Annotated in this window: 22 protein-coding genes and 1 tRNA gene; 8 read left to right on the forward strand and 15 right to left on the reverse strand. The window is 57.4% G+C overall.

Annotated features, from left to right (window positions below):
• The first annotated feature begins 130 nt into the window (after positions 1 to 130).
• A complete protein-coding gene (locus EKL29_RS23520) occupies positions 131 to 541 on the forward strand; it encodes a tail fiber domain-containing protein (RefSeq protein WP_126688723.1) in 411 nt (136 codons plus the stop codon).
• Positions 542 to 865: 324 nt separating this feature from the next.
• On the opposite strand, the gene EKL29_RS02040 is transcribed toward EKL29_RS23520, so the two are convergent.
• Complete coding sequence (locus EKL29_RS02040) at positions 866 to 2035, reverse strand: acyltransferase (RefSeq protein ID WP_126688724.1); 1170 nt, start codon at positions 2033 to 2035, stop codon at positions 866 to 868.
• Positions 2036 to 2547: 512 nt separating this feature from the next.
• Between EKL29_RS02040 and EKL29_RS02050 the strand changes: the two genes are divergently transcribed.
• Positions 2548 to 2889, forward strand: coding sequence for a phage repressor protein (locus EKL29_RS02050; protein WP_126688725.1), 342 nt, complete (start codon positions 2548 to 2550; stop codon positions 2887 to 2889).
• Between the two features lie 247 nt (positions 2890 to 3136).
• Here the strand turns inward: EKL29_RS02050 and EKL29_RS02055 are convergent.
• Positions 3137 to 3224: transfer RNA gene (locus tag EKL29_RS02055), tRNA-Ser, on the reverse strand.
• Between the two features lie 244 nt (positions 3225 to 3468).
• On the opposite strand from EKL29_RS02055, the gene phoA reads away from it, so the two are divergent.
• Complete coding sequence (phoA, locus tag EKL29_RS02060; RefSeq protein WP_126688726.1) at positions 3469 to 4893, forward strand: alkaline phosphatase; 1425 nt, start codon at positions 3469 to 3471, stop codon at positions 4891 to 4893.
• A gap of 48 nt (positions 4894 to 4941) precedes the next feature.
• On the opposite strand, the gene mfd is transcribed toward phoA, so the two are convergent.
• The gene (mfd, locus tag EKL29_RS02065; protein ID WP_126688727.1) at positions 4942 to 8385 is read right to left on the reverse strand and encodes a transcription-repair coupling factor; all 3444 of its coding nucleotides are present in this window, start codon (positions 8383 to 8385) and stop codon (positions 4942 to 4944) included.
• A 102-nt stretch (positions 8386 to 8487) separates the two neighbouring features.
• Complete coding sequence (locus tag EKL29_RS02070; RefSeq protein ID WP_120452091.1) at positions 8488 to 8697, reverse strand: hypothetical protein; 210 nt, start codon at positions 8695 to 8697, stop codon at positions 8488 to 8490.
• 221 nt (positions 8698 to 8918) lie between these two features.
• Between EKL29_RS02070 and lolC the strand changes: the two genes are divergently transcribed.
• From lolC to cobB, 4 genes are all read left to right on the forward strand, one after another.
• Positions 8919 to 10118 carry a lipoprotein-releasing ABC transporter permease subunit LolC gene (gene lolC / locus EKL29_RS02075; RefSeq protein WP_126688728.1) on the forward strand — a complete coding sequence of 400 codons (1200 nt, stop codon included), beginning with the start codon at positions 8919 to 8921 and terminating at the stop codon, positions 10116 to 10118.
• Positions 10111 to 10815 carry a lipoprotein-releasing ABC transporter ATP-binding protein LolD gene (gene lolD, locus EKL29_RS02080; protein WP_126688729.1) on the forward strand — a complete coding sequence of 235 codons (705 nt, stop codon included), beginning with the start codon at positions 10111 to 10113 and terminating at the stop codon, positions 10813 to 10815. Before lolC ends, lolD begins: the two co-directional genes overlap by 8 nt.
• Complete coding sequence (gene lolE / locus EKL29_RS02085) at positions 10815 to 12059, forward strand: lipoprotein-releasing ABC transporter permease subunit LolE (RefSeq protein WP_120452097.1); 1245 nt, start codon at positions 10815 to 10817, stop codon at positions 12057 to 12059. The genes lolD and lolE overlap by 1 nt, the downstream gene beginning before the upstream one ends.
• 92 nt (positions 12060 to 12151) lie before the next feature.
• The gene (gene cobB / locus EKL29_RS02090; protein WP_126688730.1) at positions 12152 to 12985 is read left to right on the forward strand and encodes a Sir2 family NAD+-dependent deacetylase; all 834 of its coding nucleotides are present in this window, start codon (positions 12152 to 12154) and stop codon (positions 12983 to 12985) included.
• A gap of 71 nt (positions 12986 to 13056) precedes the next feature.
• Here cobB and potD read toward each other — a convergent pair whose 3' ends face one another.
• Genes potD through potA form a run of 4 tightly spaced genes read right to left on the reverse strand, consistent with a single transcriptional unit; the run spans position 13057 to position 16841 of the window.
• Positions 13057 to 14100, reverse strand: a complete 1044-nt coding sequence (gene potD, locus EKL29_RS02095; RefSeq protein WP_126688731.1) for a spermidine/putrescine ABC transporter substrate-binding protein PotD — start codon at positions 14098 to 14100, stop codon at positions 13057 to 13059.
• Complete coding sequence (gene potC, locus EKL29_RS02100) at positions 14100 to 14885, reverse strand: spermidine/putrescine ABC transporter permease PotC (protein ID WP_126688732.1); 786 nt, start codon at positions 14883 to 14885, stop codon at positions 14100 to 14102. The genes potD and potC overlap by 1 nt, the downstream gene beginning before the upstream one ends.
• Entirely contained in the window at positions 14882 to 15742 is an 861-nt protein-coding gene (gene potB, locus EKL29_RS02105; protein WP_126688733.1) for a spermidine/putrescine ABC transporter permease PotB, read from the reverse strand. The genes potC and potB overlap by 4 nt, the downstream gene beginning before the upstream one ends.
• A complete protein-coding gene (potA, locus tag EKL29_RS02110; protein WP_126688734.1) occupies positions 15726 to 16841 on the reverse strand; it encodes a spermidine/putrescine ABC transporter ATP-binding protein PotA in 1116 nt (371 codons plus the stop codon). Before potA ends, potB begins: the two co-directional genes overlap by 17 nt.
• A 293-nt stretch (positions 16842 to 17134) precedes the next feature.
• Here potA and pepT point away from each other — a divergent pair, with 293 nt between their 5' ends.
• Positions 17135 to 18364, forward strand: a complete 1230-nt coding sequence (gene pepT / locus EKL29_RS02115) for a peptidase T (RefSeq protein ID WP_120452107.1) — start codon at positions 17135 to 17137, stop codon at positions 18362 to 18364.
• A gap of 96 nt (positions 18365 to 18460) precedes the next feature.
• Here the strand turns inward: pepT and EKL29_RS02120 are convergent, their stop codons facing one another.
• The 7 genes from EKL29_RS02120 to EKL29_RS02150 form a co-directional block, all read right to left on the reverse strand.
• A complete protein-coding gene (locus tag EKL29_RS02120) occupies positions 18461 to 19588 on the reverse strand; it encodes a cupin domain-containing protein (RefSeq protein WP_120452109.1) in 1128 nt (375 codons plus the stop codon).
• Between the two features lie 57 nt (positions 19589 to 19645).
• Positions 19646 to 21106: a two-component system sensor histidine kinase PhoQ gene (gene phoQ, locus EKL29_RS02125; protein WP_120452111.1), complete on the reverse strand. Its 1461-nt coding sequence runs from the start codon at positions 21104 to 21106 to the stop codon at positions 19646 to 19648.
• Positions 21106 to 21774 (reverse strand): two-component system response regulator PhoP, encoded by a 669-nt coding sequence (gene phoP, locus EKL29_RS02130; protein WP_120452113.1) that lies wholly within the window; start codon positions 21772 to 21774, stop codon positions 21106 to 21108. The genes phoQ and phoP overlap by 1 nt, the downstream gene beginning before the upstream one ends.
• 103 nt (positions 21775 to 21877) lie before the next feature.
• A complete protein-coding gene (gene purB / locus EKL29_RS02135) occupies positions 21878 to 23248 on the reverse strand; it encodes an adenylosuccinate lyase (protein ID WP_126688735.1) in 1371 nt (456 codons plus the stop codon).
• A 42-nt stretch (positions 23249 to 23290) separates the two neighbouring features.
• Positions 23291 to 23932, reverse strand: coding sequence for a high frequency lysogenization protein HflD (gene hflD, locus EKL29_RS02140; RefSeq protein WP_126688736.1), 642 nt, complete (start codon positions 23930 to 23932; stop codon positions 23291 to 23293).
• Positions 23933 to 23965: 33 nt separating this feature from the next.
• Entirely contained in the window at positions 23966 to 25078 is a 1113-nt protein-coding gene (gene mnmA, locus EKL29_RS02145; RefSeq protein ID WP_126688737.1) for a tRNA 2-thiouridine(34) synthase MnmA, read from the reverse strand.
• Between the two features lie 43 nt (positions 25079 to 25121).
• Positions 25122 to 25595: an NUDIX domain-containing protein gene (locus EKL29_RS02150; protein ID WP_120452120.1), complete on the reverse strand. Its 474-nt coding sequence runs from the start codon at positions 25593 to 25595 to the stop codon at positions 25122 to 25124.
• Positions 25596 to 25604 lie beyond the last annotated feature (9 nt).

The following is a 25604-nucleotide window of genomic DNA, read 5'->3' on the forward strand; positions in this document are numbered from 1 at the left end:
AGAATTATCAAAGCCACTCATTGAGTGGCTTTGATAATTTCTGCTCGATTCATTCTTTATTGCTAAGATATTGAAGCAATGTGTCGTAGATATCTTTATTGTCGCCTGACTCAAGACCTTTATCAACATAATGCTTAGCAATCATTTTAATGACATTAACAAAATTATTATTGCTAGCTTCGTTGGCCTAATAACTCTCGACTGGGCTGGCTATGGTTCAAAATACTGGAACTTTTATTCATCTGGCAACGCTAATGCACCTGGATCATGGGTAAATGGTTCCGGCCAGAGACATAAAAGCAATATCGAATGCGTGAAGAATCCGCTTACTGCGGTTCTTTCATGGAGGGGCTGCACCTATGACAAGCAGGATGGCGGTTCAGAGGTCGGGCTTGGGCTTATAGCTCAGAACGTAGAGTCATTTTGCCCGGTAGCAGTCATTAACATTGGCCGGAGAGAATTTTCGGACAGGAAAGTTATTGAAGACTTCAAGTCGCTCAATACGCAGGGGTATCGGCGGCCTATCACATTGAAGCAATAAAGGCGCTTTTCAGCCTGGTTGAGTTAGCTCTCACAGAGCCCGATACTGCGTTGAAGCACATTGACGAAATCAAGGCTTCAATTGCTTTAGTTGGTGATAAATAAAAAATTATAGTGACGGAGAAATATATTGCACGGTATCTTAATCAGTGAGAGGGTTACTAATGGAGAGTGATTTTTCTACAAATAAAAACTCTGCAATAAATATCCCGATCTAATCGGAGTAACTGGTGGCAATAAATAGTGCTTGATAATGTAATTGGCACTGAATGGCTGAAATTGCCAGCTTAATAAAATAAGGCAGAGTGGATTGCCACCCTCTCTATTACGCTACATTATTGCTTTGTTTTTGTGATGTGGCGTTCATGTTGGGTTTTCTGACGTGGCTATCGAACCTAGCCAAAATAAACTTCCTGCATGGGCGCTCTATTATTTTCCAGGTTGCAAAAGAAACCGAAAGACATAGTGTCCAGAAAATTAAAGGTCCCAGCCAGTAGCTGTCTTTGAATAACACGGATGGCGCGTAATTAGCTATGCAACGGGCAACAATTTCATGTGTCATATAAAGCGAAAAGCTCGCCTCTCCCAGCAGAACCATCCACCTGCAGCCAATAAACTTAGATGGCGCACCCCTGCCAAATGCAAAAACGGCAATAATGGTAGCAAACATGGGTGCAGCTAAGGTCCTGGTTAACCAGCTACCCAACACATATCCATCGAAACTTATTGAAATTATGTGCGGGAACCAGCATAGCGTAAACAAACCTAATAAAAGAGATGCCACTTCTAAACAGGTGAATAAATACGAATTATCGACTACCTTTTTCTTGATTCTTAACCAGAAAGCACAAGCTAGAATGCCGGTCAGAAATTCAGTTAGTCTTACTAGTGGTAATGTTCCTGATGCCCACTGATTAGGGCCCATAAGAGGATCGCCGTAGTGAAGCATAGGCAACGCCATTTTTTGTACAGCCATTACAACTGCTAAGCCAGTTATAAACGCTAGTATTAATTTAAAGTGCCAGTTCTTTTTAAATCGATAAAGAAGGAAAGGAAATAATACGTAAAAGAATAACTCGACAGATATACTCCATGAAGGGCCATTAAAAGAAAAAAAGTATTTCGCGTATGGAATCCAGGCGTGCATCAAAAAAAGGTTTGCCAGAATTTTTAGCCATGCGACTGACTCCCCCGGATAGCCCCATGGCGAGGGAAAAATGCAGAGCACCATTAGAAGACAGGCAACGTGCAGAGGCCATATCCGAGCAATTCTCGCAACAATAAATCTGATAGATTGACTTTTCGTTGAGATGTTATTGTGAGTGTAATAAAGAATGAATCCAGATAATACGAAAAAGAAAGTAACACCTAAATCAGCATCTATATGATCATCAATGTACTTACTTAAAGGGTACATCCATGCCGTGTGATGAAATGCAATGAGGGCAGCAGCAATGAATCTCATGCCCGAAAGAGAATTCAAAAGTTCTCGCATTGTTTTATGTCCAGCAGGTATAAGAGTTTTCTCGCATTGTAAAGGAACGCCAAATAACTTAGAACCAATAATTAAGATAATCGCTAAGATTATCTACTAAAAAAGCCCCGGCGACGGGGCAGCTACGTATGGCGCCTGTCTCAGCAAGCTGCGGGGTGGAGGGCTATAGTTTAGCCACTCGAGTCGACGCCTTCCGCAAAAATCCCTTTCGCATCATGCCTCTTACAAAACCACCAAACGCAGCGGCTTGCCAAAAATCACGCCTGATATTACTGGTTTTATATACAGTAATTTTAACAGGGTAGTAATCATGGCGCGCACGTACGGAATCGGCTGGGCATTTCGAGACGCAATCAAACTGGATGGTCGCAGCAGACGGATAGTGACAACAAATGAATTCCGGCTTGCGTTAGCAAAATACAATCACATTTGGACGCTGGAGCAGTGCAACGGTATATCCTGCGCTACTAGTTGAATTTCCTTGAGATAGACGCTGTGAAGGAAAACAAGACGTGGGCGCTACGCAACATGGGGTACGTGATGTGACAGCCTCCTTTGAGCTGTACGATATGCACCATTCGCAGGTGGACTATTCGCATTTCATATCGAGCAGCTTCCGCATTGAAACTCAGGATGGCTTTGTCATCGTGGACAGCGCGGAACGGGTGAAGCCTGGTGATGAAGTGGCGTTTCAGTACGACGGCTATCCCATGATCGGGATTCTGTTCGCGTCCGGGCTAATCACACCAGATGGCGAAACGCTGGAAGGTGAGGTGATGGAGAGGATTATCGTGCTCGGGAAAGTGACGGCTACGATTCTCGACGATGAGGACCCGTACCAGCCGACGATCTGAGCGTCAGGAAAAGCACATATAAGGAAGAAGGGTGTTGCGATAGGATTGCAGCACCTTGAAATATTGCGTTGCAATTAGACACAAACAGAAAAGCCCCTGGCGTTAACCAAAGGCTTTTTCTTTGCATCTGAGATGCGCGTGCATTTCACGTGCACTTTTTTGTACTGCTTTTGTAGTTCCGTTGTCTTTATGTAGTCTTTGGATTCAGTCTACACGCGGGTTTGTCCGCTCAACGTCCTACTAATTATGGCGGTGAGAGGGGGATTCGAACCCCCGATACGTTGCCGTATACACACTTTCCAGGCGTGCTCCTTCAGCCACTCGGACACCTCACCACATTTTGTTTGCCGACCTTGCTGGGTCAACGGGGCGCTACTATAGGGAGTCGGCTGAAAAGGGTCAAGCACTATTTTTCTCTTTTTTTCTATCCGCTTAAGCTCTGTTCGAATCGATTTATCACTGCGCAGCTCGGTCAGATTGTCATCAAAAAGAAATCCCGCAGCCACAAAAACGTCACCAAAGCATCACAGACTTAACGACTGAAACTTCTGGTAAATTTTGCTAATAAGGGAACACAAGATGAAACAGATGCGCCTCTTTACCTTTTCGCTGCTCGCTTCAGTGGTGAGCTTCTCTGTTCATGCCGAAACCGCCAGCGCGCAAACGGACGCAGCCTGGTCGCGCGCCGCAACCGGAGACATTACTCAGCACGGCGGCGCACGTCGCCTGACCGGCGATCAGACAGAGGCGCTGAAAGCGTCGCTGCGCAACACCACGGCGAAAAACGTCATTCTGCTGATCGGCGACGGCATGGGCGACTCAGAAATCACCGCGGCGCGCAATCTGGCGGAGGGCGCAGGCGGCTTCTTTAAAGGGCTGGACGCGCTTCCGCTTACCGGTCAGTACACCCACTATTCGCTGGACAAAAAAACGCATAAGCCAGACTACGTTACCGATTCCGCCGCGTCCGCCACCGCGTGGGCCACCGGCACCAAGAGCTATAACGGTGCTATCGGCGTCGACGTCAACGGCAAAGATCAGCAAACCCTGCTGGAGATCGCCAAAGCGGCAGGTAAAGCGACCGGCAACGTCTCTACGGCGGAGCTACAGGACGCCACGCCCGCCGCGCTGATGGCGCACGTCACCAGCCGCAAATGCTACGGCCCGGAGAAAACCAGCGAGCTGTGCGCCAGCAACGCGCTGGAGCAGGGCGGCAGAGGATCGATCAGCGAGCAAATTTTGAAAACGCGCGCCGACGTGGTGCTGGGCGGCGGCGCAAAATCCTTTAACGAAGTGGCGAAAGCGGGCGACTATCAGTGCAAAACCCTGCGTGAGCAGGCGCAGGCGCGAGGATATCAGCTGGTGAGCGACTGGCAGGGGCTGAACGCCGTGACCGCCGCCAGTGACCAGAAACCGCTGCTCGGCCTGTTTGCCGACGGCAATATGCCGGTGCGCTGGAAAGGGCCGAAGGCGAGCTATCACGGTAATATCGACCAGCCAGCAGTAACCTGCGAGGTTAATAAAGAGCGTCCGGTCGCTACCCCGACGCTGGCGCAGATGACCGCAAAAGCGATAGATCTGCTTAAAACCAACCCGAACGGCTTCTTCCTGCAGGTGGAGGGCGCATCGATCGATAAAGAAGATCACGCGGCGAACCCGTGTGGCCAAATCGGCGAAACCGTCGATCTCGACGAAGCGGTGCAGCAGGCGCTCGCCTTTGCGCGCGAAGAGGGCAATACGCTGGTGGTCGTCACGGCGGATCACGCGCACAGCAGCCAGATCATCGCCAATGGGACGAAGGCACCAGGCCTGACGCAGGCGCTCAACACCAAAGATGGCGCGGTGATGACCATCAGCTATGGTAATTCAGACAGCGACTCGCAGGGGCATACCGGCACGCAGCTGCGTATTGCGGCCTATGGCCCCTGGGCGGCGAACGTGGTGGGACTGACCGATCAGACCGATCTCTTTTTTACGCTGCGCGATGCGATGGCGCTGAAATAAAAACAACGTCTCCCGCCTGGCGGGAGACGTTGCCTTTTACCCTAACGATCAGATGCGGTTTTCGCGCAGCTGGGCCATAAAGCCCTGCACCCACTCCATACGCAGTTTGCGCTCGGCCAAATCACGCGTAAAGCGCAGGCGGGTCGGGCCATCCAGCTTCCACTGCTGCGGCTCCTTCTGCAGCAGGCTAATCAGCCAGCCGGGATCGACGCTGTTCTGCGGCGCAAAATCAAAGAAGCCGCCTTTATCGCTCACTTCGATCTTACGGATGCCGAGGCTACGCGCCATCAGCCGCAGCACCGCGATATCCAGCAGATTGCGCGCCGCATCCGGCAGCACGCCGAAGCGGTCGATCATCTCAACCTTCAGCTCCTGCAGCTCCTCTTCGCTGTCGGCGCTGGCGATGCGCTTATAGAGCGACAGGCGCGTGTTGACGTCGGGAATAAAATCCTCCGGCAGCAGGGCGGGCATACGCAGCTCGATCTCGGTCTGATTGCTGGTGAGATCTTCCAGCGACGGCTCGCGCCCCGCCTTCAGCGCATCCACCGCGTTCTCCAGCAGCTCCATATAGAGCGAGAAGCCCAGCGTCTCCATCTGGCCGCTCTGCTCTTCGCCCAGCAGTTCGCCCGCGCCGCGGATCTCCAGATCGTGCGTCGCCAGCGCGAAGCCCGCGCCAAGATCCTCCAGCGAGGCGATCGCCTCCAGACGCTTCTGCGCGTCCCCGGTCATCGCCTTGGGCGGCGGCGTCAGCAGCCAGGCGTAAGCCTGGTGGTGCGAACGCCCGACGCGGCCGCGCAGCTGGTGCAGTTGCGCCAGACCGAAGTGGTCGGCGCGCTCGATAATAATGGTATTGGCTGTCGGGATATCGATACCGGTTTCGATGATGGTGGTACAGACCAGCACGTTGAAGCGCTGATGGTGGAAGTCGTTCATCACCCGCTCAAGGTCACGCTCGCGCATCTGACCGTGGCCGATGGCGATACGCGCTTCCGGCACCAGCTCTGCCAGCCGCTGCGCTGCCTTTTCAATATTTTCAACGTCGTTGTAGAGATAATAGACCTGGCCGCCGCGCAGCACTTCACGCAGGATCGCCTCGCGTACTACCAGCGCATCGTACTCGCGCACAAAGGTCTTCACTGCCAGTCGCCGGGCGGGCGGCGTGGCGATAATCGACAGATCGCGCATGCCGCTCATCGCCATATTCAGGGTGCGCGGGATCGGCGTCGCGGTCAGCGTCAGGATATCAACGTCGGCGCGCATCGCCTTGATGCGCTCTTTGTGGCGTACGCCGAAACGGTGCTCTTCGTCGACGATCAGCAGCCCTAAATCGTGCCACTTCAGATCGCTCATCAGCAGCTTATGGGTGCCGATCAGAATATCGATTTTGCCTTCGCTCGCCTCCTGCAGCACCTGTGTCTGCTCTTTGGCACTGCGGAAGCGTGACAGCATCTCGATGCGCACCGGCCAGTTGGCGAAGCGATCGCGGAAGTTGTCGTAGTGCTGCTGCGCCAGCAGCGTGGTCGGCACCAGCACCGCGACCTGCTTGTGGTTCTCGACGGCGAGAAAAGCGGCGCGCATCGCCACTTCAGTTTTGCCGAAGCCGACGTCGCCGCACACCAGGCGATCCATCGCCAGCGGCTGGCACATATCGCTCAGCACGGCGTTAATCGCCTGTGCCTGATCCGGCGTGGTTTCAAAGGGGAAGCTCTCGCAAAAGAGCTGATACTGTTCGCGGTCGTGTTTAAACGCGTAACCCGCTTTCGCCGCGCGCTGGGCGTAGATATCGAGCAGCTCGGCGGCGACGTCGCGCACTTTCTCCGCCGCTTTTTGCCGCGCGCGCGTCCAGGCGTCGCTGCCCAGCTTGTGCAGCGGGGCATTTTCATCCGCGCCGCCGGCGTAGCGGCTAATCAGATGCAGCGATGACACCGGCACGTAGAGCTTGGCATCGTTGGCGTAGGAGAGCATCAGATACTCCGCCATAATGCCGCCCGCTTCCAGCGTGGTCAGGCCGATATAGCGGCCGACGCCATGTTCCAGATGCACCACCGGCTGACCGGGCGTCAGCTCGGCCAGATTGCGGATCAGAATATCGGGATTGATGGTGCGGCGCGTATCCTGTCGGCGACGGCTCACGCGCTCGCCCAGCAGATCGCTTTCGCAGATCAGGGCGCGGTCGCGCAGCGTATCCACAAAGCCGCGCTCGCTGGCGCCGATCATCAGCGTAAAGCGTTCGTCGTTTGCCTCATCGAAACGCTGTACCGTCTGCGGGCGCAGTTTAATGCGCGCCAGCAGCTCCTGCAGGCTTTCGCGGCGGCCTTCGCTCTCTACCGAGAAGGTAACCTGACCGCTGAAGCCATCGAGGAACTGCCGCAGCGGATCGAGCGGCGCTTTGGCCTGCGCCTGCACCGCGATATCCGGTAGCGACTGATAGCCAAGATTGGTGTTGGCGGCTTTCTCCGGCAACGCCTCGTTGGTCATCTGCATGCGCGGCCAGTGGTTCAGCTCGCCCAACAGCGCATCCGGACGCAGCCACAGCGTGGTCGGCGTCAGCAGCGGGCGCATCGGATCGACGCGGCGGTTTTCATAGCGCGCTTCGACGTCCTGCCAGAAACGCTCCGCGCTGCCGTTAAGATCGCCACAGTTCACAATCAGCGTATTGTCGGGCAGATAGCTGAACAGCGTCGGCAGCTCCTGCTCAAAAAAGAGCGGCTGCCAGTATTCGATTCCGGCAGGCAGCGTGCCCTTGCTGACCTGCTGATAGATATGTTCCGGTTCGCGGCGCACGTCGAACAGTTCGCGCCAGCGGGTGCGGAACAGCTCGATCGCCGCTTTGTCAGTAGGGAATTCATGGGCCGGCAGTAGATTGATCGCCGGCACCGCTTCCAGCGTACGCTGGCTGTCGACGTCGAACAGACGCAAGCTGTCGATCTCGTCGTCGAAAAAGTCGATGCGATAGGGCTGCTCGCTGCCCATTGGAAAGAGGTCGAGCAGCGCGCCGCGCGTGGCGTATTCGCCATGCTCCATCACCTGGTCGACGTGGCGGTAGCCCGCCTGCTCCAGCTGATCGCGCAGGCGATCGCGCGACAGTTTCTGTCCCTGCTTCATCACCAGCGCATGGCCGTGCAGATAAGGATGCGGACAGACGCGCTGCATCAGGGTATTCACCGGCATAATCAGCATGCCGCGTGCCATCGTCGGCAGCTGGTACAGCGTCGACAGGCGGGCCGAAATAATATCCTGATGGGGCGAGAAGCTGTCGTAAGGCAGCGTTTCCCAGTCGGCGAGGTGGCTGACGGGCAGATCGGTAAACTGGCGGATTTCATCCAGCAAACGCAGCGCGGTTTGCATATCGGGAGTGATCATCAACACCGGACCGTCGTGGCGCTCGGTAATGCTGGCGCATTCCACCGCGTGCGCGGCACCGATCAGCTGGCCGAGCTGGCGACGATCGCCGGGTTTTACGGGCAGGGCATAGCGGGTCTGTTCGGACATGGGATCTTGTGGTTCTCTCCATTTTTTCCAGGGCGCCATGATTCCACATTACGCCCTGGCGATCACCTGCTGCGACGGTTTTTCCTTTGCGCGGTGGCCGAGTTATTTAGCGGATGGTTGGGTATAGTGCATGCGCGGACGATCAACATTCGCCCAGCTCAACTCTGTTTCCAGATGATAGCTGTGGTTGCCGTCGTCCCATCTGACGTAGTAACCGGCTGGTGCGTCTCCCTGTTCAAAAACGTTAACGATCTCGCCCTTAATCTCTCCCGATTTGTGTTTCACAATGCTGCCTTTGGGATATTTGAACATGGTGTTTACTCCCGCGCCTGAAGAGCCGGTTGCTGACTACACCCTATAGTGTAGCTTACCCGCACGGCAGGTGATTAAACGCGCAACCAGCAGCGTCGGGATTTCTTTTTAACAAAAACGGCCACACTTTGCCGCGTACTCAGAGGGTTAGAGGTTTCATAAACCGAACGCCTCCTTTATCATCACTGGTCTACTTTCAGGCAACTGCCAAGACGGAATACATGTATCAACCTGTCGCGCTATTTATCGGCCTGCGCTATATGCGTGGGCGAGCATCGGATCGCTTTGGTCGCTTCGTTTCCTGGCTCTCCACTATCGGCATCACGCTCGGCGTGCTGGCCCTGGTCACCGTGCTGTCGGTGATGAACGGCTTTGAACGCGAGCTGGAGGGCAATATCCTTGGGCTGATGCCGCAGGCGCTGATCACCAGCGACAAAGGCAGCATTAACCCGCAGCAGCAGCCCGCCGACAGCCTTAAGCTGGCGGGCGTCAGCCGCATGGCGCCGCTCACGACCGCCGACGTGGTATTGCAGAGCGCGCATAACGTGTCGGTCGGCGTGATGCTCGGGATTCAGCCCGATCAAAAAGATCCCCTTACGCCGTTTCTGGTTAATACGCCGCAGAGCGTGCTGCAGTCGGGCCAGTATAACGTCATCCTCGGCGAGCAGCTGGCGACGCAGCTTGGCGTCAAACGCGGCGACGAGCTGCGTCTGATGGTGCCGTCGGTTAGCCAGTTTACCCCGATGGGGCGCGTGCCGAGCCAGCGGCTGTTCACCGTTGCAGGCACCTACGCGGCTAACAGCGAGGTGGACGGCTACCAGATTCTGGTTAACCAGCAGGACGCCTCGCGCCTGATGCGCTATCCGGCGGGCAACGTCACCGGCTGGCGGCTGTGGCTGGATAAGCCGCTGCAGGTGGATGCCCTGAGCCAGCAGTCGCTGCCTGCCGGGCTGGTGTGGAAAGACTGGCGCGAACGCAAAGGCGACCTGTTCCAGGCGGTGCGCATGGAGAAAAATATGATGGGGCTGCTGCTCAGCCTGATCGTTGCTGTCGCCGCTTTTAATATCATTACGTCGCTGGGCCTGCTGATCATGGAGAAGCAGGGCGAAGTGGCTATTCTGCAAACCCAGGGGCTGACGCGCCGTCAGATTGTCGCGGTCTTTATGGTGCAGGGCGCCAGCGCCGGGATTATTGGCGCGCTGCTCGGCACGCTGCTGGGTGTGCTGCTGGCCAGCCAGCTTAATAATCTGATGCCGGTTATCGGCCTGTTCCTGGATGGCGCGGCGCTGCCGGTCGACATCAATCTCTGGCAGGTGGTGACCATCGCCGTGACGGCAATGGTTGTCGCGCTGCTGTCGACGCTCTATCCCTCCTGGCGCGCCGCCGCCGTTCAACCCGCTGAGGCTTTACGTTATGAGTAACACCCCTTTGTTGCAGTGCCGCGAGCTGTGCAAGCGCTATCAGGAAGGCAGCGTGCAGACTGATGTGCTGCGCAACGTCACCTTTAGCCTGCAGCCCGGCGAACTGGTGGCGATTGTCGGCAGCTCCGGCTCCGGCAAAAGTACGCTACTGCATCTGCTGGGCGGCCTGGACGCGCCGACCTCCGGCGATGTGGTATTTGACGGCCAGTCGCTGAACGCCATGTCCTCTTCCGCCAAAGCGGCGCTGCGCAACCGTGAGCTGGGCTTTATTTACCAGTTCCACCACTTGCTGCCCGACTTTAACGCGCTGGAGAATGTGGCGATGCCGCTGCTGATCGGCAAGACCGGCAAAGCGGAAGCGCAGCAGCGCGCGCGTGAGATGCTGGCGGCGGTGGGGCTGGAGAAGCGCGCGCATCATCGTCCGTCAGAGCTGTCGGGCGGCGAGCGCCAGCGCGTCTCTATCGCCCGCGCGCTGGTGAACCGTCCGCGCCTGGTGATGGCGGATGAGCCAACCGGCAACCTCGACGCGCGCAACGCCGACGCTATTTTTGAACTGCTGGGTGAGCTGAATGTCCGCCAGGGCACCGCCTTTCTGGTGGTGACGCACGATCTGCATCTGGCGAAACGCCTGTCGCGTCAGATGGAGATGCGCGACGGTCAGTTAAGCGAGCAGGTGACCTTAGCAGGAGCGCTCTGATGGGTTCGTCGTTATCCCTGTTGTTAGGGCTGCGCTTCAGCCGCGGCCGCCGCGGCGGCGGTATGGTGTCGCTGATTTCCATTATCTCGACGCTGGGCATCGCGCTGGGCGTGGCGGTATTGATCATCGGCCTGAGCGCCATGAACGGTTTTGAACGTGAACTGAATAACCGCATTCTGGCAGTGGTGCCGCACGGCGAGATCGAGGCGGTGAATCAGCCGTTCCGCAACTGGCAATCGCTGATCGCGCCGGTAGAGCAGGTGCCCGGCATCGCCGCCGCTGCGCCCTATGTTAACTTCACCGGGCTGATCGAGAGCGGTGCGAAGCTGCAGGCGCTGCAGGTTAAAGGCGTTGACCCGGCGCAGGAGCCGCGCCTCAGCGCGCTGCCCCAGTTTGTCGAAGGGGATGGCTGGTCAACTTTCGCCGCAGGCAAGCAGCAGATTATTTTAGGCGGCGGCATTGCGCGCGCGCTTAACGTGAAGCAGGGCAGCTGGATCACTATCCTGATCCCTAACAATGATGGCGGCACGAAACTGCTGCAGCCGAAGCGTATTCGCCTGCAGGTGAGCGGTATTCTGCAGCTGAGCGGCATGCTGGACCACAGTCTGGCGCTAGTGCCGCTGGCGGACGCGCAAAACTATCTCGATATGGGTGACAGTGTCACGGGCATCGCCCTGAAGATGCGTGACCCGTTCCAGGCGGTGAAGCTGGTGCGCGATGCGGGCGAGGCGACGCACGCTTACGTCTATATTCGCAGCTGGATCGGCACCTTTGGCTATATGTATCGCGATATTCAGATGATCCGCGCCATTATGTATCTGGCGATGGTGCTGGTGATTGGCGTAGCCTGTTTTAATATCGTCTCGACGCTGGTTATGGCGGTAAAAGACAAGAGCAGCGATATTGCGGTGCTGCGCACGCTGGGCGCGAAAGATGGTTTGATCCGCGCCATTTTTATCTGGTACGGCTTGCTGGCTGGGCTGCTCGGCAGCGTCAGCGGCGTGGTCATCGGCGTGCTGGTGGCGCTCAATCTCACTACCTTAGTGCGCGGGCTGGAATCGCTGACCGGCCATCATTTGCTGGCGGGCGATATCTACTTTATCGATTTTCTGCCTTCAGAGCTGCACTGGCTGGACGTTTTCTCCGTATTGCTGACGGCCATTGTGCTTAGCCTGCTGGCGAGCTGGTACCCGGCGCGACGCGCCAGCCGCATCGATCCGGCGCGCGTGCTGAGTGGCCAGTAGCAGGGCGGAAACGGCGGCATTGCGCTGTCATACGCGGCCGCTACACTTGAGATTTTCTGGCGGCGACCCGACGTCGCCCACAAGGAGTTTTTATGCGCACACCGCGTCGACGCTTGCGGCTCGCCCGTTATAAGAAGAACCGCCGCAAGGTGCATCAGCGTTTTCGCCAGCGTATTTTTGAACGCGATCGTCAGGTAGAGCTGGCGGCCCACCCGCAGCCGTTTGTGGTGGTGCTGACCGGCGCGGGCATCTCGGCCGAATCGGGCATCCAGACCTTTCGCGCCGCCGACGGCCTGTGGGAAGAGCATCGCGTTGAAGATGTAGCGACGCCGGAGGGTTACCGCCGCGATCCCGAACTGGTGCAGCGTTTCTACAATGCGCGCCGTCGTTCACTGCAGTCGAGCGAGATCCAGCCTAACACCGCGCACAAGGCGCTGGCCGAGCTGGAGCAGGTGCTGGGCGACAACTTTTTGCTGGTGACGCAGAATATCGACAACCTGCACGAGCGGGCTGGCAATAGTCGCGTGCTGCATATGCATGGCGAACTGCTGAAGGCGCGCTGCACCAGCAGCGGGCAGGTGATTTCATGGAGCGAGGATCTCACGACCGAAGATCGCTGCACCTGCTGTCAGTTTCCTGCGCCGCTGCGCCCGCATGTGGTGTGGTTCGGTGAAATGCCCATCGGCATGGAGGAAATTTATCACGCGCTGGAGAAGGCGGATCTTTTTATCGCCATCGGCACGTCCGGACACGTCTATCCGGCGGCGGGCTTTGTGCATGAAGCCAGACTGCAGGGCGCCCATACCGTGGAGCTGAATCTGGAACCGAGCCAGGTCGGCAACGAGTTTGCTGAGCGTCACTACGGGCTGGCGAGCGAAGTGGTGCCGCACTTTGTCGATAGTTTCTTACGCAGCCTTTACAAGTAACCTTCTGTTTTACAGACGGCTTAGCGGTTAAGAGGCGGGTACAATAAAAAGGCGGCCTGGCCGCCTTTTTTTTAACGTCCCGCCTTTAACTTCTGGAACAGCGTCTCATACAGCACGCTGGCGTCGCCGACGTCGTTCTGCCATTCGCCGTTCTTAATGATGTCAGCTGAAGGGTAGAGCGACGGATCCTCCGCTACCGCTTTCGGCAGCAACGCCTTCGCGGCCAGGTTCGGCGTCGGATAGCCGATGGTTTCCGCGACCTTCGCCGCCACGTCGGGACGCAGCAGGAAGTTGATCAGCTTCAGCGCGCCCGCCTTGTTTTTCGCGTTAGCGGGGATCGCCAGGTTATCCATCCAGAAAATCCCGCCCTCTTTCGGCCAAACCACCTCAAGCGGCGTGCCCGCCTGACGCGCCACATAGGCGGAACCGTTCCAGATCATGCCGAGATTCACTTCGCCTTCCATAAAGGGATTGCCGGGATTATCGGAGTTAAAGGCGAGCACGTTCGGCATCAGCTTCTTCAGCTCTTCATAGGCGGCGTTGATCTCTTTCGGATCGCGGGTATTGCCCGACAGGCCCAGCTTGCGCAGCGCCATCTGGAACACTTCGCGCGCGTCGTCGGTCAGCAGCAGGCTCTGCTTATACTCCGGCTTCCACAGATCTGCCCAGCTCTGCACCGACTTCGCGTCGACCACGTCGGTATTGACGCCAATCGCCGTCGCGCCCCAGATATAGGGAATCGAATAGTCGTTACTGGGATCGAACGGCTTATTCAGCAGGTTCGGATCGAGGTTTTTGAAGTTGCTCAGCTGCGTCTTGTCGATCTTTTGCAGCATGCCTTCATTGCGCATTTTCGCCACAAAGTAGGTTGAAGGCACCACCAGATCGTAGGCGCCATCCTTCCAGGTCTTCAGCTTGGCATACATGCTCTCATTGGACTCATAGGTAGAGTAAATCACCCTGATGCCGGTCTCTTTAGTGAACTGCTCCAGCAGCCCCGGCGGCACATATTCGGTCCAGTTGTAGAAGTAGAGCGTTTTGCTGTCGTCAGCCTGCGCGCCCTGCATGCCAAGCGCCAGCGCCCCAGCCGCCAGCCAGTGAGACCATTTCTTCATTATCCAATCCTCTGTTTGGTTTTATCACGGAGCAACAGCTGACTGACGCCGACCAGCAGCAGCGACAGCAGCAGCAAAATCGTCGCCAGCGCATTCACCTCCGGCGAGACGCCGACTTTTACCATCGAATAGATCTTCAGCGGCAGGATCTCGAACGTTGGGCCGGTCACAAAGGAGGAGACCACCACATCGTCCATCGACAGGGTAAAGCTCAGCAGCCAGCCCGCCGCCACCGCCGGCATCGCCAGCGGCAGAATGATTTTACGCAAGATAGTGGTTTCGCTGGCACCCAAATCTTTCGCCGCCTCCAGCATCCGCACGTCAAAGCCTTTCAGCCGTGAATAGACGGTGATCACCACAAAGGGCAGGCAGAAGGTGATATGCGAAAAGAGCAGCGACCAGAAGCCGAGCGAAATGCCCAGCAGCATAAACAGCACCAGCAGAGAGATCGCCATAACAATATCCGGCGACATCATCACCACGAACAGCATGCCGCTGACGAAGGGTTTGCCGCGAAAGCGGTAGCGGTAGAGCGCCACGGCGGTGAGCGAGCCGATCAGCGTCGCGCAGCTGGCGGAGAGCACGCCCATCATCAGCGAATGTTGCGCCGCCTGGATCAGGCTGTCGTTATTCACCAGCAGGCTGTACCACTGGGTGCTGAATCCCTGCCAGTTGATGCCGAAGCGCGACGCGTTAAACGAATTCACGATCAGGATCGCGATGGGGATATAAAACCAGGCGTAAATCGCGGTCATAAAGCTGCCGCGTAGCAGGCGTGCGATCATTCCAGCTCCACCTTTTTATTCAGCAGGCGCGCGGCGCGCCAGTAAAACAGCAGCATCAGGCCCATCAGCAGCGTCATTACGATGCTGGTCGCCGCGCCGAACGGCCAGTCGCGGATATTCAGGAACTGGCTCTTGATGACGTTGCCGATCAGCAGGTTCTTCGCACCGCCCATCAGATCCGCCACGTAGAAAAGGCCCATCGCCGGAATCAGCACCAGCAGACAGCCCGCGACAATGCCCGGCATCGTCAGCGGCAGGATAATGCGGAAAAAAGTCTGCGCTTTGCTGGCGCCGAGGTCGCGCGCCGCTTCCAGGCAGGCGCGATCCAGCTTTTCCAGGCTGGAGTAGAGCGGCAGCACCATAAAGGGCAGCAGAATGTAGATCAGGCCGAGGATCACCGCCTGAGGCGTATACATAATGCGAAACGGCGTCTCAATTACGCCGAGCCACAGCAGAAAGTCGTTCAGCCAGCCGCGCGTGCTGAGGAAGATTTTCAGCCCGTAAATACGGATCAGCGAGTTGGTCCAGAAGGGCACAATCAGCAGAAACAGCATCAGCGGGCGCAGGCGCGCCGACAGCTTTGTCAGGCACCAGGCGAAGGGATAGCCCAGCAGCAGGCAGCAGAGCGTAGCGATAACCGCCATATTGAGCGAGTGCAGCAGCACTTCGCCATAGAGCGGATCGAGCAGCCGCGTATAGTTGCTGAGGGTGAACGCCAGGCGAACGAAGTGCGCATCGTCGCGCGTCAGAAAGCTGGTGATAAAGATCATCAGGTTCGGCAGCAGCACGAACAGCGCCAGCCAGCCGACGATCAGCGCCGTCACGCTTTTCTGAAAACGGTTACGCATCAGCTTCATAGGGCAGTACCACCTCCCAGCTGGGAACCCAGTTCACCGCCATTTTTTGATTGAGGGAGTGATCGAAGTCGGGATCGTCCTCGTTAAAGAATTCGCTGACCGTCACCAGCTTGCCATTTTCCAGCTCGACGGTGGATTCCAGCGTCATGCCTTTATAGTTGCGCTCGCGTACGTAGCCGATCAGGCCCTCTATCGTCTGGTCGCTGTGCACCTCCTCAACGCGCAGATCTTCCGGACGCAGCAGAACATGCAGGCGATCGCCAGCGCTGACCGGAAAGGCGCAGTGGATATCGCATTCGCGGCCTTCGACGCGGGCGCGCACGCGTGGCGCATCGCTGGCGTCGATAACGTCGGCGTCAAACACGTTGATCTCGCCGATAAAGCGCGCTACGAAAAGATTCTTCGGCTCTTCGTAGATTTCGCGCGGCGTGCCGTCCTGCTCAATCTTGCCGTCGCGCATCACCACGATACGGTCCGACATGGTCAGCGCCTCTTCCTGATCGTGCGTCACGAACACAAAGGTGATGCCGAGCCTGCGCTGCAGCGCTTTCAGTTCGTTCTGCATCTGCCTGCGCAGCTTGTAATCGAGCGCCGAGAGCGACTCGTCGAGCAGCAACACTTTGGGACGATTCACCACCGCGCGCGCAATGGCGACGCGCTGCTGCTGACCGCCGGAGAGCTGATGAGGGCGACGATCGGCGAAGCTTTCCAGCTGCACCATCGCCAGCGCCTCGTTGACGCGCGCGGCGATCTCCGCATTTGGCGTTTTCTGCATGCGCAGGCCGAAGGCGACGTTTTCAAAAACGGACATGTGCGGGAAGAGCGCGTAGCTCTGAAACACCGTGTTGACGTGGCGATGCTCGGCAGGCGTGTCGGTGATGTCGATATCATCCAGCACCACGCGGCCGCTGTCGACCTCTTCAAGCCCGGCAATCAGGCGCAGGATAGTGGTTTTGCCGCAGCCCGACGGACCGAGCAGGGTAATAAATTCGCCGTGGTCAATGGTCAGGTTAAAGTCGCTGATAATGGACTTGCCGTCGAAAGCTTTACTGATGCCAGAAAGCGTAACCAGCGCCTGCTGCGCGCGTGTTTGCGTCATTTTAGTCACTCAGTCGGTAATAAGGTCGAACAGGTTACAGCATAGCCGCTTACGTCGGCCAGCCAGCGAGAGGGCGCGATGATACCTGAAAAACGCGGCAATGCCATGTTTTGGCGGTGAAAAGAGGCGAATGCGCGTTTATAAACTCCCCTGACGACAGATGTTAAGCGCTGCGGTAAAAGATCCTTCTGCAAATGCTCAGCGCAGGTTAACCTGTCAGTTAATGATATGACGCAACATGCGTCGGACGCGGCTGTTGATAATAATAGTCGGCTTCTTTTGAAGGATGGCATATGGATCAGTTACTTGAACGGTTTTTGAGTTATGTGGCGGTAGAGACGCAGGCAAAACCGCAGGCGCGTCAGGTGCCCAGCAGCGAAGGGCAGTGGACGCTGGCGCGCAAGCTGCAGGAAGAGCTGATTGCGCTTGGTTTTATTGACGTATCGCTTAGCGATCACTGCTGCGTAATGGGCACGCTGCCCGCTAATGTCGACTGGCCGACGCCGGTGATCGGTTTTATCTCGCATATGGATACCTCGCCCGACTTTACGGCGAAGAACGTAAACCCGCAGATTATCGAAAACTACCGCGGCGGCGATATCGCGCTCGGTATGGGTGAAGAAGTGCTGTCGCCGGTAATGTTTCCGGTGTTGCATAAGCTGACTGGCCATACCTTAATCACCACCGACGGCAAAACGCTGCTCGGCGCTGACGATAAGGCGGGCATCGCCGAGATCATGACGGCGATGGCGCGTCTCGCCAAAGGGGATATTCCGCACGGCGCTATCCGCGTCGCCTTTACCCCGGATGAAGAGATCGGCCGCGGTACTTCCCATTTCGACGTCGAAGGTTTTGCCGCCGACTGGGCCTATACCATCGACGGCAGCGATCTGGGCGAATTTGAATATGAGAACTTTAACGCCGCATCGGCGGTGGTGAAGGTTGTCGGCAATAACGTCCATCCCGGCTCGGCGAAAGGCGTGATGGTGAACGCGCTGGATGTGGCGACGGCGTTTCATGCCGAAGTGCCGGCAAAAGAGCGTCCGCAGTTTACCGAAGGCTACGAAGGTTTTTATCATCTGCATCAGATGAAGGGGACGGTAGAGCACGCCGAGCTGCAGTACATTATCCGCGATTTCGACACCGACTCTTTCGAGCAGCGCAAGCAGGTACTGACGGCGATTGCCGAACGCATCAACGCCGGGCTGCATAAAGACTGCTCTGTAACGGTGGAGATCAGCAACAGCTATCGCAATATGCGCGAGAAGGTCGAGCCGCATCCGCATATTATCGAGCTGGCGCTGCAGGCGATGCGCGACTGCGGCATTGAGCCGAAGGTGAAGCCGATTCGCGGCGGCACCGATGGTTCTGCGCTCTCATGGAAAGGGCTGCCCTGTCCGAACATCTTTACCGGCGGCTATAACTACCACGGCAAGCACGAGTTCGCTTCGCTCAATATTATGGCGCAGGCGGTGGATGTGATCGTGCGGCTGGCGGAACTGGCCGCAGAGAAAAAGGCATAAAAAACGCCTCCGTCAGGAGGCGTGTTGCTGGCGCGGGTGGCGTTGCTTTTCGGCTCACGCTACCCGCGCTTTCACGTCTGCGCCGTCTGCTGGTGTTTACTCGGCGTCGCCGAAGTACCAGTAACCGGCGTTAACCAGCGCCGCGATCTGCGCCAGCAGAGACGGGTCGTCCAGCGCCTCGCCGAAATCCTCCAGGCTCAGCGTCTGACGACGCGCCAGCGCCTTCAGCACCTCCGGCTGCGAACACTCGACGCGCTCGCCGTTGACGAAAACCGCATCGCCAATCGTCAGCACGCGCAGGCCACCAAGACGCGTCAGCGTATCGCCCTGCTGCAGCGCATCGTAAACTTCATCAGGCTGATAGGGCGGCTCCGGCGGCGCGACGTCCAGCTCGTGACGCGACTGGGAGATAAACTCGCCGAACCAGTTAGCAAAGTGCTCTGGCTGGTCGATAACGTCGAGCATCACCTTGCGAATGCCTTCAATCTCCTGCGGCAGGATCTGCGACGGGCAGTCGCGCGCCGGCACCTCGGGATCGCTGTAGCGGTAGCTGCCCAGCTCGCGTGCCAGCACATAATCAGCGAAGCCGCTGATCAGCTCGCGGCCGTTGGGCGCGCGGAAGCCGACAGAGTAGTTAATGGCGTTCTCCAGCGAATAGCCTTCGTGCGGGAACCCCGGTGGAATATAGAGAATATCGCCCGGCTCCATCTCTTCATCGATGATGGCGTCGAAAGGCTCGACCTGCAGCAGATCGGGGTGCGGGCAGTGCTGTTTCATCGGCACTTTCTCGCCGACGCGCCAGCGACGACGACCGGTACCCTGAATAATAAAGACGTCATACTGATCGAAGTGCGGACCCACGCCGCCGCCCGGCACGGCAAAAGAGATCATCAGATCGTCGATGCGCCAGTCCGGCAAAAAGCGGAAGGGGCGCATCAGCGCTGCGGAAGGCTCATGCCAGTGGTTCACCGCCTGCACCAGCAGCGACCAGTTGTTTTCGCCCAGGTGATCGTAGCTCTCGAAGGGACCATGGCTGACCTGCCATTTACCGTCGTTATGGCTGACCAGGCGGCTGTCCACCTCATTTTCCATCGCCAGTCCGGCCAGCTCGTCAGGAGAAATGGGATCGATAAAGTTTTTAAAACCGCGCTTGAGCAGCACCGGGCGTTTTTGCCAGTAGCGCTGAATAAAGTCGGGCCAGTTAAGATCGAGCTGATAATCCATAGAGTAGTTCCACACAGGGCTGTAAATGCAGGCAAGTATAACAGCCTGCGCGCCTTTCTACTCGCGGCGATGTTCGACTTCCTGACGTCTGAAGATCACTTCCATTCGCGCGCCGCCCAGCGCGCTGGAGGTGGCGATAATCTGGCCCTCATACTGCTCCAGAATATCGAGCGCCACCGCCAGGCCTAAACCCTGGCCAGGACGCAGCGTATCGGCGCGCTGGCCGCGCACGAACACCAGGTCACGCTTGCTTTCAGGAATGCCGGGGCCGTCGTCGTCGATAAACAGATGCAGCGTCTGATCGGTCTGCCGCACGCTCACTTCGATAAACTCCAGACAATATTTACAGGCGTTGTCCAGCACGTTGCCCAGCACTTCCATAAAGTCGTTTTTATCGCCGATAAAGGTCACTTCCGGCGAGACATCCAGCGTAATCTCAACCCCTTTGAGCTGATAAACCTTGTTGAGCGCCGAACAGAGGCTGTCGAGCAGCACTGACACCGGATGCAGGTCGCGCAGCAGCGGATTGTGATCCGCGTGCATGCTGGCGCGGTGCAGGTAGTAGCCGATCTGCTGCGAAATACGGCTGATCTGCTCCAGCATCACCGGCTCAGCCTGCTCGATGGTGATATCCTTGCCGTTACGCAGCGAACGCAGCGTGCTTTGCAGCACCGCCAGCGGCGTTTTCAGACTGTGCGTCAGATCGGAGAGGGTAGTGCGGTAGCGGGTATAGCGCTGGCGCTCGTTGCTCAGCAGCAGGTTCAGGTTGCGCACCAGACTGCGCAGCTCCTGCGGCGGCGAATCCTCCAGGTTTTCACGCTGGCTGGTTTCCAGCTCCCGTACCTGCGTAGCGAGATGACCAATCGGGCGCAGGCTCCAGTGCGCCGCCAGCCACAGCAGCGGGATCACCAGAATAAGGTTAGCGGCCAGCACGTAGCTGAACCATGACCAGACCACGTCGGAGTGCTGCAGCTCCTGGGGAATAGAGTCCACCACCACAATGGTCAACGCCGGCAGGTTGGTGGTGGCGTCATAGCGGTTGACCGCGACGGAGTGGGTAAAGGTGTCGTTGTTATTGTTATCAATGGCATGCAGCCGCTTCTGCGCCGAGAGATCGTTGCCTATCGCCATCGCGCTGGTGCGGTTACTGGTGTCAATCTCGTAAAAGTCGGGCTTCAGCAGCCACTCATGGCGGATTTTGGCGCGAATTTCCGGCACGTCACGCTGCTGCCACAGCAGCTTGCCGTGCTCATCGTAAATAAACACCAGCGTCGGAAAGTTGAGCGTCATCCGCTCCGGCTGGGCGATAGTGAGGCGGTTATTTTGCCACTGCGCCAGCGTAAAGAAGAGGTTGCTTTCGCCGCGCATCACGCGATAGGTGTTCTTGTCGAAGCTCACCACATAGCCGATCACGGCCACCATGCCGTACGACAGAGAGAGAAACAGCACAATAGCTGAACATGCCAGTAAAAAGCGGGCGCGTAGCGAAAGCGGACGATAACGTTGGAACCAGCGCATCAGAGATCGAAGCGGTATCCCTGACCGCGTACGGTAGTAATCACCTCATCCGCATGCAGCGCCTGAATTTTTTTACGCAGTCGACCCATCAGCACGTCGATAGTATGGCTTTCGCGCAGTTCCGCATCGGGATAGAGCTGCAGCATCAGGGAGTCTTTGCTCACCACTTTACCGGCGTTGCGGATCAGCGTTTCGACGATGGTGTATTCAAAAGCGGTCAGCTTCACCGGTTGCTCATGGATAGTCAGCTCGCGGCGCGAGAGATCGACCTGAAACGGCGCCATGTCGATAATTTGTGAAGCGTGTCCGCTGTTGCGGCGCATCAGCGCCTGCAGGCGCGCGGCCACTTCTTCAATATGGAAAGGTTTGGTGACGTAGTCATCGGCGCCAGCTTCCAGCGCTTCGACTTTGGCCTGCCAGCCTTCGCGCGCGGTCAGTACCAGAATCGGCTGCCGCACCGACTGACTGCGCCAGCGGCGGATCAGCGACATGCCATCTTCATCCGGCAGGCCAAGATCGACCAGCGCAATATCCGGCAAATGCTCCTGTAAAAAATAGTCGGCTTCCTTTGCGTCCTCTGCTGCGTCTACCTGATGGCCCATTTCACGCAGTTGAACTGCAAGATGATGGCGCAGCAGAGCATTATCTTCCACAACCAAAACACGCATGGCTTTTCCTTACTCTCAGAGCATTTAAGTTAGGATAAAGTATACGCAAAAACATTTAAACAACAGCTTAACGCAGGCGGGACTGGCCCGCCTGCGTCTGCGCTTATTTCAGATCGTCGACCATCTGGATGGCGCGGCCGAGATAGTTAGCCGGCGTCATCTGTTTAAGGCGCGCTTTTTCCTCTTCCGGCAGCGCGAGGCTGTCGATAAAGGCCTGCATGCCGGCCGCGTCAACGCGCTTGCCGCGCGTCAGCTCTTTCAGCTTCTCGTACGGCTTTTCGATGCCGTAGCGGCGCATCACGGTCTGAACCGGCTCAGCCAGCACTTCCCAGTTATGATCCAGCTCGTCCAGCAGACGTTCGCGGTTCACTTCCAGCTTGGAAATGCCTTTCAGCGTCGCCTGATAGGCGATCAGCGCGTAGCCGACGCCGACGCCGAGGTTGCGCAGCACCGTGGAGTCGGTGAGGTCGCGCTGCCAGCGCGATACCGGCAGCTTGCTCGCCAGGTGCTGCATTACCGCATTCGCCAGGCCCAGGTTGCCCTCGGAGTTTTCGAAATCGATCGGGTTGACCTTGTGCGGCATAGTGGAAGAGCCGATTTCGCCCGCAATGGTTTTTTGTTTGAAGTGGTTAAGCGCGACGTAACCCCAGATATCGCGATCGAAGTCGATCAGGATGGTGTTGAAGCGCGCCATGCAGTCAAACAGCTCGGCGATATAGTCGTGCGGCTCGATCTGAGTGGTGTAGGGGTTCCAGGTAATGCCCAGCGAGGTGACGAACTGCTCGCTCAGCTGGTGCCAGTCCACCTCCGGATAGGCAGCGATGTGTGCGTTGTAGTTGCCTACCGCGCCGTTGATCTTGCCCAGGATCTCAATCTTACTCAGCTGGCGCTGCTGACGCTCCATACGGTAAGCGACGTTCGCCATCTCTTTGCCCATGGTAGAAGGCGTAGCTGGCTGACCGTGGGTGCGCGACAGCAGAGGAATATCGCGATACTCGTGCGCCAGACGTTTAACCGCGTCGATGATCTGCTGCCAGTAGGGCAGGATCACGTCGCGGCGCGCGCTTTCCAGCATCAGCGCATGCGACAGATTGTTGATGTCTTCAGAGGTACAGGCGAAGTGGATAAACTCCGACACCGCGTGCAGCGCCGGCACGCTCTCAACTTTCTCTTTCAGGAAATATTCGACCGCTTTTACGTCGTGGTTGGTGGTGCGCTCGATAGTTTTGATGCGTGCCGCGTCCTCTTCGTTGAAATTAGCAACGATTGCGTCGAGGAAAGCGTTTGCGTCGGCGTCAAATGCAGGAACTTCCTTGATCTCTGCGGTGGCCGCCAGTTTTTGTAACCAGCGTACTTCAACCTCAACGCGGAACTTCAGCAAACCGTATTCGCTGAAAATGGCGCGCAGCGGGCTGACTTTATCGCCGTAACGACCATCGACAGGTGAGACGGCGGTCAGAGAGGATAATTCCATCAGTGCAACTCCTGAATCGTTTACAGTGTGGGCTTCGCCGGCTTAATAAGCCGGAGAGAGCCGGGATAAAATGGTTTTTGCCTCGCCCAGCAGACGCTGGCGTGAAAACATCAGCTGAAAGCGACCGCCGCCGACCTGCTGCCACAATACGGCGGCGCGAATGCCCGCCAGCAGCGTTGCGCGTACGCGACACTGCAACAGCGGGTTTTGCAAGACGGCGGGCGAGCCGGTGACCTGAATGCGCGGACCAAGCGGGCTGATGACATCGACATAGATGCCGGCCATGGCGCTGGTAATGGTTTCCGAACCGAGTTCGTAGTGCGCCAGCTGGCGATCGAGCTGGCCGATGCGCTGCGCCAGGGTAGCCAGCGCCGTTTTATTGCCGCTCAGCTTGCGCTCCAGCACCATCATGCTCAGCGTATAGCGCGTCAGTTCCGCGCCCATGCCCTGACGACTGCTGCTGTTGAGCACCGCCATCAGCGTTTCCAGTCCAAGGCGCAGGTTAGCTTCGTCATTGCCGAACACCGCCAGCGTCGAGCCGGGATTTAAATCAATCACGCTGCGCAGCGAGACGTTGAGCGCTTCCGGCTGGCACTGGCCCTGATGCGCCAGCTGCTGAACCAGATGCGCGGCCTGACAAATGCCCGCCAGCGCCAGCGTGATGTCGTAATAATTTTTAGCCACGGTTACTCCTGTCTACGCGTCAGCAAAGCCGACTCAATCCGCGGTCAGCGGCAGCCGCTCTTCGATAATGCCGCCGCCGAGGCAGACTTCGCCGAGGTAGAAGACGGCGGACTGGCCCGGCGTCACCGCCGCGACCGGCGCGTCGAAACGCACCTCGATGCGATCTTCGCCGCGCGGCACGATCTCGCAGGGAATATCTGTCTGGCGATAGCGCGTTTTCACCGTACAGCGCAGCGGTGCGGTGACAGGCTGGCGATCGACCCAGTGCAGCTGCTGAGCGATCAGACCCACTGACATCAGGCGCGGATGGTCGCCGCCTTGCGCCACGATCAGGCGATTACGCGCGACGTCTTTATCCACCACGTACCAGGGATCGTCATTGCTCTCTTTCAGACCGCCGATGCCCAGGCCCTTGCGCTGGCCCAGCGTATGGTACATCAGACCCTGATGCTCGCCGACCACCTGCCCATCCACGGTTTCAATCACGCCCGGCTGCGCCGGTAAATAGCGGCCAAGGAAGTCGCGGAATTTGCGTTCACCGATAAAGCAGATGCCGGTGGAGTCCTTTTTCTTCGCGGTGATGAGATCGAGCTCTTCGGCGATGCGGCGCACCTCCGGCTTCTCCAGTTCGCCCACCGGGAACAGGCTCTGCGCGATCTGTTCATGGCTCAGCGTATAGAGGAAATAGCTCTGATCTTTGTTGCCGTCGAGGCCGCGCAGCAGCTGGCTTTTGCCGTCGACGTCCGCGCGGCGCACGTAGTGGCCAGTGGCGATGTAGTCCGCGCCGAGATCTTCTGCCGCAAACTCCAGGAAGGCTTTAAATTTGATCTCTTTGTTGCAGAGAATATCAGGATTGGGCGTGCGGCCCGCTTTGTACTCTTCGAGGAAGTGCTCGAAGACATTGTCCCAGTACTCTGCCGCAAAGTTGATTTTATGCAGTTTGATGCCGAGTTTATCGCAGACCGCCTGCGCATCCGCCAGATCGTCCGCGGCAGTACAATACTCCTCGCCGTCGTCTTCCTCCCAGTTCTTCATGAACAGGCCTTCTACCTGATAGCCCTGCTGCTGCAGTAACCAGGCGGATACGGAAGAATCGACGCCGCCGGACATACCGACGATCACTTTTTTCTGGCTGTTGTCAGACATGACGCACTCTTGATTACGATAAAAAAACAGGCGGCGTATTCTATCACGCGTCGGCGTGGTGCGCACCCTCGTGAAACGGCCACTGAAACGGCGCGATCAGATGCAGCGGATAGCGCGCGCCCTGTTGCCACAGCCTGACGCTTTCGGCGACCAGCGGCGAACGCAGGTTATCTGCGGCGATAATCTGCTCCGCTGTGCGCCACCAGCAGCAGTCGATATCGCTGTCCTGCGGGGCGGTGGGCAGTTTTTCGGGCAGATCAACGCCAAACAGAAAACGCACAAAAGGCGTATTGTCCGGCGCGATCCACTGCTGGACGCCGAGGAAATAGTCGAGTGCGCAATCAATCCCGGTCTCTTCACGCAGCTCGCGACGGGCTGCCTCCAGCAGCGTTTCGTCCGCTTCCAGATGACCGGCGGGCTGGTTCCAGGTGGCGCGACCTTTAACCCGCTCCTCTACTACTAACAGTTCCCCTTCGGCCTGAACGATACAGGCGACGGTGACATGAGGTTTAAACATCGATCCTCC

It is taken from the genome of Pantoea sp. YU22, from assembly GCF_003970755.1.
Taxonomy (GTDB): domain Bacteria; phylum Pseudomonadota; class Gammaproteobacteria; order Enterobacterales; family Enterobacteriaceae; genus Pantoea; species Pantoea piersonii.